This window comes from Nocardia sp. NPDC058114 (assembly GCF_042884695.1).
Taxonomy (GTDB): Bacteria; Actinomycetota; Actinomycetes; order Mycobacteriales; family Mycobacteriaceae; genus Nocardia.
On the sequence record NZ_JBHVTK010000015.1, the window covers coordinates 39901 to 51080 of the forward strand.

General features: G+C 69.0%; 8 protein-coding genes. 2 read left to right on the plus strand and 6 right to left on the minus strand.

Annotation, left to right across the window (positions count from 1 at the left end):
• Positions 1-6: 6 nt before the first annotated feature.
• The 5 genes from ACFVVI_RS33140 to ACFVVI_RS33160 all read right to left on the minus strand — a co-directional run bounded on the left by ACFVVI_RS33140 (position 7) and on the right by ACFVVI_RS33160 (position 2754).
• Complete coding sequence (locus ACFVVI_RS33140) at positions 7-678, minus strand: HemK2/MTQ2 family protein methyltransferase (RefSeq protein ID WP_387448598.1); 672 nt, start codon at positions 676-678, stop codon at positions 7-9.
• A 1-nt stretch (position 679) separates the two neighbouring features.
• Positions 680-970, minus strand: coding sequence for a hypothetical protein (locus tag ACFVVI_RS33145; RefSeq protein WP_379313986.1), 291 nt, complete (start codon positions 968-970; stop codon positions 680-682).
• 114 nt (positions 971-1084) lie between these two features.
• Positions 1085-2044 carry an Acg family FMN-binding oxidoreductase gene (locus ACFVVI_RS33150; protein WP_387448600.1) on the minus strand — a complete coding sequence of 320 codons (960 nt, stop codon included), beginning with the start codon at positions 2042-2044 and terminating at the stop codon, positions 1085-1087.
• A gap of 75 nt (positions 2045-2119) precedes the next feature.
• On the minus strand, positions 2120-2308 hold the full coding sequence (locus ACFVVI_RS33155; protein ID WP_378995072.1) for a hypothetical protein: 189 nt from the start codon (positions 2306-2308) through the stop codon (positions 2120-2122).
• A gap of 68 nt (positions 2309-2376) precedes the next feature.
• Positions 2377-2754, minus strand: a complete 378-nt coding sequence (locus tag ACFVVI_RS33160) for a nuclear transport factor 2 family protein (protein WP_379313988.1) — start codon at positions 2752-2754, stop codon at positions 2377-2379.
• Positions 2755-2792: 38 nt separating this feature from the next.
• Between ACFVVI_RS33160 and ACFVVI_RS33165 the strand changes: the two genes are divergently transcribed.
• A complete protein-coding gene (locus ACFVVI_RS33165; protein WP_387448604.1) occupies positions 2793-3365 on the plus strand; it encodes a TetR family transcriptional regulator in 573 nt (190 codons plus the stop codon).
• A 38-nt stretch (positions 3366-3403) separates the two neighbouring features.
• On the opposite strand, the gene ACFVVI_RS33170 is transcribed toward ACFVVI_RS33165, so the two are convergent.
• A complete protein-coding gene (locus tag ACFVVI_RS33170) occupies positions 3404-8866 on the minus strand; it encodes a carboxyl transferase domain-containing protein (protein ID WP_387448606.1) in 5463 nt (1820 codons plus the stop codon).
• Between the two features lie 478 nt (positions 8867-9344).
• Here ACFVVI_RS33170 and ACFVVI_RS33175 point away from each other — a divergent pair, with 478 nt between their 5' ends.
• Entirely contained in the window at positions 9345-11093 is a 1749-nt protein-coding gene (locus ACFVVI_RS33175; RefSeq protein WP_387448609.1) for an FAD-dependent oxidoreductase, read from the plus strand.
• Positions 11094-11180 lie beyond the last annotated feature (87 nt).

Sequence of the window (11180 nt, forward strand, 5' to 3'; positions counted from 1 at the left end):
CGCGCCTCAGGCGAGGTCGGCGACGGGAGACGATGTTCGGTCGACACGGATCACCACCAGTTCCTCCTCGCGCTGGCCGGGCCGGATGAAGCCGTTGGCGGCCAACCATCCGGCGCGAGACCGCATGACCGGTCCGAACGGCACCGTTCCGGTCGCCGCGACCTGGGCGTTCGCGCCGAGTCCACGCAGTTGGCACAGGCTGCGCTCGGGGTCGCTGATCGCCGAATGCACGATCAACCCGACGCCACGCTCGGTGAGCAGGTCCGGCAGCATCGCGCACAACCGGTCGAGCACACTTCGGCCGTCGGCGCCCGCGTCCCAGGCCAGCGCCGCACCGCGACCGGTCGCCCGGCCCGCGGGAACATAGGGCGGATTCGCGACCACCACGTCGAAGCGGGGCAGCCGCAGCGCGGATCCGAAATCGCCGTGCAGCAGCTCCACCGCGATGCCGCGCAACCGGCAGTTCATCCATGTCGACATCAGCGCCGACCAGGACAGGTCGACGGCGGTCAGACTGCTCGCGCCCGCCGCGGCGGCGGCCATGGTGAGCGCGCCGGTCCCCGAGCAGACGTCGAGCACCCGCCCGCCGGACAGCGACGGCACTTCACGCATCGCACGACTGAGCAGCCAGGTATCGGCCTGCGGCCGGTAGACCCGCGGCGCCCGCAGGACGACCATCTCAGTGTCCCCGTGGCTCGCCCAAGGCGAGACCCTCCTGCGCCTTCACCCGTCGGTGCTCGGCGACCACGAGCCCGATCCCCACCACCAGACACACCGCGCACGCCACACCCGCCAGCACGGCCCAGCCGCCGAAGCCGTACCCGGCCGCGGTGAGCGTGAGACCGAGCAGCACCAGCCCGATAGCGGCAAGAATCAATCCGGGCCAATTCCTGGTGTCCCTGATCGACTCGCCCGCGTGGGTTCGAGTGGTCCGAGCGTCATCGGGAAACTGTTTCTCTGACTGATTCATCGCGCAGCTCCTTTTCGAGGACGAGACCGCCCTGTGGTGGACATGCCCGCAATCCATCGAAGCAATCAGCCGCCCTCGCGCCGACGCCGTCGAAACACCGATCGACCAGGTGATTCAGTTCGTTTCGATGACCTCGGTCACCGGGCGGCGCGGGGTGGATTCCAAGGGTGCCGCGGCGTGCGGCATGACGCCGACTCGGATCATGACGTGCGGATAGGCGCATTCCTGCAGGACCGTGGTGCGGATCTGGTCGCGGAGATCCAGCATGCCGAGAGGTTCGGATTGCAGGCTCGTCGCCAGGCCGAGGTAGGTGGCCTGCAGCAGGATCGCGCTCGTTGCCTGACCCGCGCGCAGCTGGGCGAGGCGGTTGTCGTGCGGGGTGCACACGACCAGCCAGTGGGCGGAGTCGGGCTCGTCGGTGTACTCGGACAGTTCCGCTTCGGCGAACACCCGCACCGGTAGTTCGTCCGATGAGCGTGCGACGGGTGCGTTGCGGGCGGGTACGCCGTTGGGCTCGCCGTGGCAGCCGCTCCACTGCTCCAGTTCCGCCAGGTAATTCGTGTCGGTCGCGTGCCGGGCGGCGGCTCGGCGCATGGGGGCGGCCAGCTGCGAGAGCATGCTGTCGGGGACGTGCCGGGCCGCGGCCCCGAACGGGGCCGCGCATCGCGACACCGCACGCAGGTCGGGCGCGGGCACCGGCCCGCCAGGATAGCGGCGCCGATCGGATTGGCGCAGGTGGATGGCGGCGGCCAGCCGGATATCGCGATCCGACGGCGGACGCGGGGTGAACCGCACCGTCGCGAGGTGGTCGGGTCGATCCGGGTCGGGCAGCCGATCGATCTCGGCCTGCCAGCCCAGCATGGCGAACGCCACCTCGAGATGATGCAGCGCGGCGCCGCAACTCACCACGAGAGCGCGTGCCAAGGGGTCGGTCGCGGTGACCTGACGCCCGAAGTCGGCGAACAGATCGACGCGGCCGCGCTGGATCCGCCAGCGCCACGGTTGGGTGTTGTGCACCGAGGGAGCACGCACCGCCAATTCGAGTGCGTCTCGGCACGTTGTGATGCTCGGCATGTCTCGCCAGTCTTCCTTCCTGTGCAGGTCGGCGTACTGCGGCTGGACTCGACCCTAGGTGGCGAATCTGAGAAATTACACAGCCGGAGAGACCTCGGTCGGGACGCTGGTGGCCGCTGCCCAGTGCAGCAGGCAGTCGCGGGTATCGAAGTGCCGCACGTCGCCCGCACCGAGGTCGACGGTGATCCATCGGTGGTTGACGTCGTGATCGATGCGCTGCCAGCTATCGCAACCATCGCGGTCGCAGTGTCGAGCCAAGGCCATCGGAACGCTCCTACTCGTGATGCGAAGAGACCAGGATATAGGGGCATTCGATGTGGTCAGGACCACTCCTACGACTTCGGGGTCACAGCGAGTTGATGAATCCGCCGCACGCGTCCGTCGCCGGCGACGCTGCCGATCATGATCCATTCGATCCGTAGGTGCCCGAGCTTGCGATGTTCGGCGTCGAGGCGGCACCGCGCGGCGAATCGGTGGCCGTCGACGAGCAGATCGTCGATCGTGACATCGACGGCGGTGACGTTCTTGCGGGCGGGCGACGCGTGCGCGATCAACCGGTCGCGGTCGAGCTCGGTGCCGTCGGTCTGCCAGATCACGTCCTCGGTCAGGGTGCGATCCACGATCGCGGCGGGGTCCTCGTCGGACAGGGCCATGTCGCGGGTGTAGTCGAGCACGAGTCGACGGGCTGCGCGTTCAGTTATCTCTGACATACCTGACAATTTTAAGTGGGCTGTTATCGTTGTCAATCGTGTCAGAGATAAGGCGGCGCCGTCAGCGCGTAGAGGTAGGGCGCAACCGGTCGGCGCTGGTCGCCGCCGCGATCCGGGTCCTGGGCGAGCATCCCGAGGCGAGCATGGCCGAGATCGCCGCCGCGGCGGGGGTCACCCGCCAGACCGCGTACGCGCACTTCGGTACCAGGGCGATGCTGCTCGCGTCGGTGCGCGACGAACAGAGCCGACGCGCGCTCGATGTGCTGGAAGCCGCCGACCTCGACACCGGCACCGCCACGGCGGCTCTCGACCGGCTCCTCGCCGCCGTCGCCACGATGCTGGCCGAACAGACGCGATTCGACTTCTCCGACAGCGACTCCGCGGCCGACGCCGCACGCCACGTACCGGTCGAGGAAAACCTCGACGCGCTGATCCGGCGCGGCCGCGAGACCGGAGAATTCACGACGGATCTGTCCACCGAATGGCTCGTCGCCGCAACGATCGCGCTCGGCCACGCGGCGGGACAGCAGCTGCGTGGCGGCCGGGTCGACGCGGCCACGGCGGCCACTCAGTTCCGATCGTCGGTTCTGCGCCTGTACGGCGCCGACTGACCGGGCTCGGTCGAATACCGAGCCCGGTCCGCCGAGTACTACGCGGGCAGTCGCGCCTCGATCGCGTCGATGATCCGCGGACGCAGATCCGCGACGCTGACGATGGCGTCCACCGAACCCACCTCGACCGCGCGCTGAATGTTGTGCACGCGGTCGAATTCCGCGGCCACATCGCCCAGCTTCTCCGCGCGCACCGAGGACCGTGTCTCGTCGAGTTCGGCACTCAGCGTCGCGCGGTCGGTGCCGACGGCATTGGCCACCCGGCTTTCCAGCTCCCGCACGCGCAGATCGGCCGCGGTCCTGGCCTTCACCTCACCGGCGAACACCACCGCGGCGGCCGGCGCGCCGCCGAGCACCGAGGCGAACGATCCTTCGAGCGCGAGCACCGTCATGTTCGGGTTCAGCGCCTTCGAGAACACCACGAACGCACCGCCGTGGTAGCGCGAGATCACGCAGAACACGATGGGGCCGTCGAAATTCACGATGGCACGGCCGATTTCGGCGCCGTACTCGAGCTGCAGCTTGCGCATCGATTCGGGCGAGCCGTCGAAGCCGGACAGGTTCGCCAGCACCACCAGCGGCCGGTTACCGCTGGCCGCGTTGATGGCCCGTGCTGCCTTCTTCGACGAACGCGGGAACAGGGTGCCCGCGGTGTAGGTGTCGGGGCCGTCGGTGGACGGGAAGCCGCGTCGCGCCACATTGCGTGACTCGATTCCCAACAGGCACACCGGGATTCCGCCGAGGTGCGCGTCGTGCACCACCGCGGTCTCGGCGTCTGCCATCCCGGCCCAGCGCTCCAGAACCGGGTGGTCCTGGTCGGCCAGTGCCCGCATCACCGTGCGAATGTCGAAGGGCTTCTTGCGATCCGGGTTGGCGTGAGCGGAGAAGATCTCGCCGACGGTGGCGAAGCTGCTGTCCGCCAGCACATGCGGGAAGCTCGAGATGTCGCGGTCGACGGGATCGCCGGTCGCGGCCCGACGCGGCGCCTGCTCCCCCGGGGCGACGTAGGTGTGGTCGTAATGGGCCATCAGCACATCGCGGGCGGCGGACAGGTTCGGCGCCCAGTACTGCGCCTGCCCGTTCGGGCCCATCACCCGGTCGTAGCCGCCGATGCCGAAGTTGTCCTCGGCCGAGACACCGCCGGAGAAGTCCAGCGACTGCTTTCCGGTGAGCACCATGGCCGAGTCGGGCGTCATGACCAGCACACCCTTGGTGTGCATGAGCATGGTGGCCTCGGCATTCCAGTACGGCTGCGCGCCGACGTTGATGCCGGCAACCACGATATTGATCTCGCGACCGTCCTGGGTGAACTCGACGATCCGCTTGAGCGCGGCCGCCACCCAGTCCATGTTCTCGGTACCCGAGGACATCGAGATCCGCGCGCCCGAGGACAGCGCGTACCACTCGAGCGGCACCTGCAGGCTCTCGGCCAGATCCAGCGCGGCGATCACCCGGCGGCATTCCGGCTCCGAGAGCGCGCCGAGGGACTTGGTGGGATCACCGAGCAGCAGCACTCGGGTCACGCCCTGCGGATGCTGCGCGGTCGCTGTGGTCACCACACCGGCGACGATCGCCGCGGTGTTGTGGCCCTTGGGCCGATCGACCGGCACCAGCGCATGGTTCGCGTCGAGATCGTATTCGGCGAAATCGCCCAGCAGCGACGTCAGTTCGTACGGGTACACGGTGTTGCGGGCCGCGGCGCGCAGCACCTTCTGCCGGTATTCGTCCAACGGCTCGACGGGTTCGTCGGTCCGTTCGCCGACCGTCACCTCGGATCCGCCGTCGGGACGGAACGAGATCCGCACGCCGACCTTGGTGAGCTCGCCGGTCTCGGGATCGCGCTGGCGGGCGATGAGCAGGATCTCCTCGAGCCCGGCGCCCGCGGCCGTCGGCAGCACGTGGCCGCCGATGGTCTCGAGCTCCGCGCGGGTGACATCCATGTGCGGCCAGATGTACATCACGATGCGGTTGGTGTTGAGCCGCTTGGCCGAGGGGAACCGCGACTGGGCCCGCCGGATCGAGTCGACGCAGGTGGCGATGGCGCTCTCGGCGGTGGGCAGGGCGACCAACCGGCCGTCGTGATCGCGCAATGCCGCGAGGTCACGGACCTGGGCGAAGGCGATCAGGCGCTCGTCGGAGGGGTTCTCCTTGGCCACACCGCGGAACAGGTAGACCTCTTCGTCCGAGGACGGCAACCGGGTGAGGTCGAACTTGCGCAACCGCTCCAGCTGCATCCGCTGCGCGATGTAGGGGTGCAGTCCGCGGATCAGCCGTTCCTCGGCCATCCCCGTCACCGACGGACGGAAGGTGAAGTGGTGGTGCATGACCGAACCGCCGCTGCCCGCGACGGTGGCGGTGATCCGGTGCACCTGATTCGGTACCGGGTGCGCGCCCAGCACCTCCTGCAGGGCCGCGGCCATCGCGTCGAAGTCCTCGGGCTGCGATTCCCAGCTGAGGTAGATGTCGGCGTCGATGGAGACGGCGCCGCTCGCCAGTTCGGCGAGCCCGTCCAGTGCGGCGTCGAGCTTGTCGAAGCCGACAGCGGTCGAGACCAGCGTCGAACCGTAGCGTTCGGCCACGACGAACGTGGTGTCGCCGACCTGTTCGGTGCGGACGCCGGTGAGGCCCTTGTTGCCGTAGTAACGCCGGGTCAGCACCTCGAGCATCGAGGTGTGGTCGGGCTTGTCGCGCTCGAGCCGCTGGCCGAGCAACCGCACCAGGGGTTCGGTGCTGCGCACCATTTCGGCGATCCGGGCGCCGCGATCGTCGGCGGCCGGGTTCGCGTCCAGGTAGCTCAGGTGCTTGCGGACGTTGGTGTACACGCGAGCGCGGTTGCGGCGCAGCAGCGGCTGGCCGTACCAGGCGTAGACCAGACCGCGGGCGAGATCGGCGATCACCGGGAAACGCACCTGCGTCGCCGCGACGAGACGCTCGAGCGCCAGGCCGACGGGTTCGCGCAGCACCTGGTCGGGCATCGGCTCGGTCAGCCATTCGCGCAGCAGCGCGGTCACGACGGTGACGGTGTCGGTGGGCCGCTGCTGAGCGAGGAAGATCCGGAAGACCGCCGCTTCGAGGTCGGGCGTGCGGTCCAGCTCGGTGACGCCGTAGTGGCGCAGCGCCGTGCCGAGTTTGGCCTGGTACGACTCGGGGAGCCCGGCCCGCTCGACATCGAGACTCTGCAGGTAGGTGTGGAAGTACTCACGGGCGCTGTGGACGTGGCCCTGGACGTGATCGTCGTCGGCCGACCGATTGTGGCTCAGCTCGGCGAGATCGGCGAACATCTGCACCAGTTCGAGCTCTTCGGCGAGCGGGCGCAGGCTGTCGGCGACGGCTTCGCGGCGGGCCGTGAGGTAGTCGTCGAGGACGCGGCGGTCGTCGTGCGGGTCCACGTCGAAGCCGAGCAGCAGGCTGCTCAGGTCCTGCAGGCCGCGGGCCACGCGCTCGTGGGCGCGCAATGGTGTTGCCGCGCTGGGCAGATCGAGTTCGACGGTGCCGGTGGTCTCGGCTTCGGCGGCTTCGTCGTCGTCGGCGAGCGGCTCGAGCCGCAGCAGCGGCGCGCCCGCTTCGACCTGGGTGCCGACCGAGACCGCGCATTCCTTCAGCCGGGCCCGGAACGGTGCGCGCAGCACCGTTTCCATCTTCATGCTCTCCAGCACCAGCACGGGCGCTCCGGCCTCGACCTCGGCGCCGACCTCGAGCGGCGTGCCGACGACCAGCGCGGGGGCGGGCGAGCGGACGACGCCGCCCTCGTCGCGGCTGATTCGGTGGGTCACGCCGTCGACGTCCACCACATGGGTGGGTCCGTGGGTGCCGGTGATCAGGCGGTAGCGGGTGCCGTTGACGACGATCTGGCCGGTGTGGTGATCGAAACGCTCCAGATCGACATCGGCGGTGCGCAATTCGCCACCGGCCTCGATGCCGACGCGGAAGCGGTGCGCGCCGATCCGGGCCACGCGCACGCGATATCCCGCGCCACGCAGCTTCAGATCCAGCGGCCGTCCGCTCTCGTGCTGTACCTGCGGACGCCCGCCGGACGCGGTCGAGAGCAGTCGATGCCGCTCGACCCGCTCGTCTTCCTCGTAGGCGTCGATCGCGGCCACCGCCAGCGCGACGGTGGAGTGCCGATGGGTCACCAGGCGGCCTTCGCCGCGCACCCGGTCGATCCAGCCGGTGTCGGCGCTGGCGTCGATGACCTCGGGCTGGTCGAGCAGGTCGAGGACGAAACTCTTGTTCGTCGCGCCGCCTTCGATGACGACGCGGGTCTGGGCCATGGCCCGGCGCAGCCGGCCGAGGGCCTCGGCGCGATCGCGGCCGTAGGCGATGATCTTGGCGATCATCGAGTCGAAGTCGGCGGGGATCGTGTCGCCCTGGCTGACGCCGGTGTCGACGCGGATGCCGGGACCCGCGGGCAGATCGAGTCGCACGATGCGGCCCGGGGCGGGCGCGAAGTCGCGGTCGGGGTCTTCGGCGTTGAGGCGGGCTTCGATGGCGTGGCCACGCTCGACGGGTGGCACACCCTCGAGCTTGATGCCCGAGGCAACCCGCAGCTGCGCGTGCACCAGGTCGAAACCGGTGGTGAGCTCGGTGATCGGGTGCTCGACCTGCAGGCGGGTGTTGACCTCGAGGAAGGCGAACAGCTGGTCACCGGGGTGGTAGAGGAACTCGACGGTCGCCGCGCCGCAGTACCCGACCGCGATCGCCAGGCGCTCGGCGGAGCCCTTGAGTTCGGCGGTCTGCTCGGCGCTCAGCACGGGAGAGGAGGATTCCTCGATCACCTTCTGATTGCGTCGCTGCACCGAGCAATCGCGCACGCCCAGCGCCCACGCGGTGCCCTGACCGTCGGCGATCACCTGGACCTCGACGTGCCGGGCGCCCGTGACCAGGCGCTCCAGGAAGACGACGCCGCTGCCGAAGGCGCGGGCGGCCTCCTGCTTGGTGCGCTCGTAGGCGTCGACGAGTTCGGCCTCGTTGGTGATCACGCGGATGCCGCGACCGCCACCGCCGGCGGTGGCCTTCAGCATCAGCGGGTAGCCGATCGCGGTGGCCGCTTCGATGGCGTCTTCGACGGTGTCGACCGCGCCCCGGCTCCACGGCGCGACCGGCACGCCGACTTCCTCGGCGATCAGCTTGGCGCCGATCTTGTCACCGAGCTTGCGCATCGCCTCGGCGCTCGGCCCGACGAAGGTGACGCCGATGTGGTCGCACAGTTCGGCGAACGCGGGATCCTCGGCGACGAAGCCCCAGCCGACCCAGGCCGCGTCGGCCTTGGTGGCCACGAGGGCATTCTCGAGGGCTTTGAGATCGAGATACGGGCGTGCCGAGGCCGGACCGAGGTCGTAGGCCATATCGGCTTCCCGGACGAAGGTGGCGTTCCGGTCCACGTCGGTGTGCAGGGCTACGGTTTCGATCGGTAGCCCGGTTGCCGCCGCCAGATCACGGACGGCATGGATGAGGCGCATAGCGGCCTCGCCCCGATTCACGATGGCGATACGGCTGAACACTCGCCGACTCCTTCCATTTACCCAGGACATCGTCCTGCGGGTGAGATTTGCAACTCCCGGTCCGTGCGCAGTCTGCACCCCCGTGCCCCATATACAAGCACCGTGCGCGGGTTACCGGCACGTAGCCAAGGCACGAGCGGCCGCCGAGCACCATACAACCTGACGAACGCGAGCGGCCGGAGGCGCTGAGATGACCGCTGGCAGGCGTCGCGATGCCCGCTGGTTGAACAAGTATCTCCCCCGAGTGAGTGGACGGCCAAGGTCTGCGGTCCCGGACCATCCACTCACTGCGAAATCCTATCAATCATGTTGACCTACAACATATTCGAGGTGGCATCCCACCCGTCCCACCAGGTGCGGGACGTGGGCGGGCCTTCGGCTGTCATCCGTGCCATAACTACGCGCCCGAGATCGTGAGTTCTGCCAGTCGGCGCGCCGAATCAGTCGCGTCGGCACGCGGGCTTCTACCGTCGGGTCCGTGTCAGCAGACTCTCCCGGCAACGCCGCCGCCCCTTCCTATGACTACGACGTCTTGATCGTCGGATCCGGGTTCGGTGGCAGCGTCACTGCCCTGCGCCTGGTGGAAAAGGGATACACCGTGGGTGTCCTCGAAGCCGGTCGCCGGTTCGCGGACGCGGACTTCGCCGCGACCAACTGGGATCTGCGCCGGTATCTGTGGGCCCCACGGTTGGGTTGCTACGGCATCCAGCGCATTCACCGCCTGCGCGACTGCTTCATCCTGGCAGGCGCCGGGGTCGGCGGTGGTTCGCTCAACTACGCCAACACCCTGTACAAACCCGGATCGGCGTTCTTCGGCGACCGGCAGTGGGCCGATATCACCGACTGGGACGCCGAGCTCAGCCCCCATTACGACCAGGCCCGCCGCATGCTCGGCGTCGTGCGCAATCCGCACATGACTCCGGCCGACACGATCATCGAGTCGGTAGCCGACGAGATGGGAGTCGGCGACACCTTCGTCCCGACCCCGGTCGGGGTGTATTTCGGCGAACCCGGCCGGACCGCCGCCGACCCCTACTTCGGCGGCGTCGGTCCCGAGCGCACCGGCTGCATCGAGTGCGGGGAATGCATGACCGGCTGCCGTCACGGCGCCAAGAACACCCTCGTCAAGAACTACCTCGGGTTGGCGGAGCGGGCCGGCGCCGTGGTCTCGCCGATGACCACGGTGACCGCGATCCGGCCCCGACCCGACGGCAGCTGGCTGGTCGACACCGAACGCACCGGGAGCTGGATCCGCAAACACCGTGCCACCCGGTCGGCGCGACATGTCGTCCTGGCCGCGGGCACCTGGGGCACCCAGCACCTGCTGTTCCGCATGCGCGACACCGCGGTGCTTCCCGGGATCTCACCGCGACTGGGCGTGCTCACGCGCACCAACTCCGAAGCCATCCTCGGCGCCGGACGCACCGAGGTCGACCCCGCCGTCGACATCACCAAGGGCGTGGCGATCACGTCCTCGTTCCACCCCACGCCGAATACCCACGTCGAACCCGTGCGCTACGGCAAGGGATCCAATGCCATGGGATTGCTCAACACCTATCTGGTCGACGGCGATCAGCGCCTGCCGCGATGGTCGCGGGTGCTGCTCATCGCCGGGCGACACCCGGTGCAGACCGTGCGACTGCTGCGCACCACCCGGTGGAGCGAGCGCACGCTGGTCCTGCTGGTGATGCAGAGCCTGGACAATTCGATCACCACCTACACCCGGCGCGGGGTGTTCGGCCGCCGGTTCACCAGCAAGCAGGGTTTCGGCGAACCCAACCCGTCGTGGATCCCGCCCGGGCACGAGGCGACCCGGCACGTCGCCGCGAAACTCGGTGCCACACCGGGCAGTACCTGGCCCGATGTGTTCAACGTCCCGATGACCGCGCACTTCATCGGCGGTTGCGTGATCGGTACCGATGCGAGCGACGGCGTCATCGACCCCTATCACCGGGTCCACGGCTACCCCGGTCTCAGCGTCGTCGACGGTTCGGCGATCTCGGCCAACCTCGGCGTCAATCCGTCACTGACGATCGCCGCCCAGGCCGAACGCGCGGCCGCGCTGTGGCCCAACAAGGGCGAACCGGATCCACGCCCCGCACCCGGCGATCCCTACCAGCGGATCGCCGCGGTGGCACCGAACGACCCCGTCGTGCCCGCCACCGCCACCGCCGCCCTTCGCCTGCCGATCTGGCCGGTCACCGCGTCCACCCACGAGGACCGCTGAGCTCGGTGTAGAGAATGCGATGAGATCGCCGGCCGAGACTTTGTGACCTCTCCCGCCTCCCCCGCTTATCGCGCTGCCACACCGTGA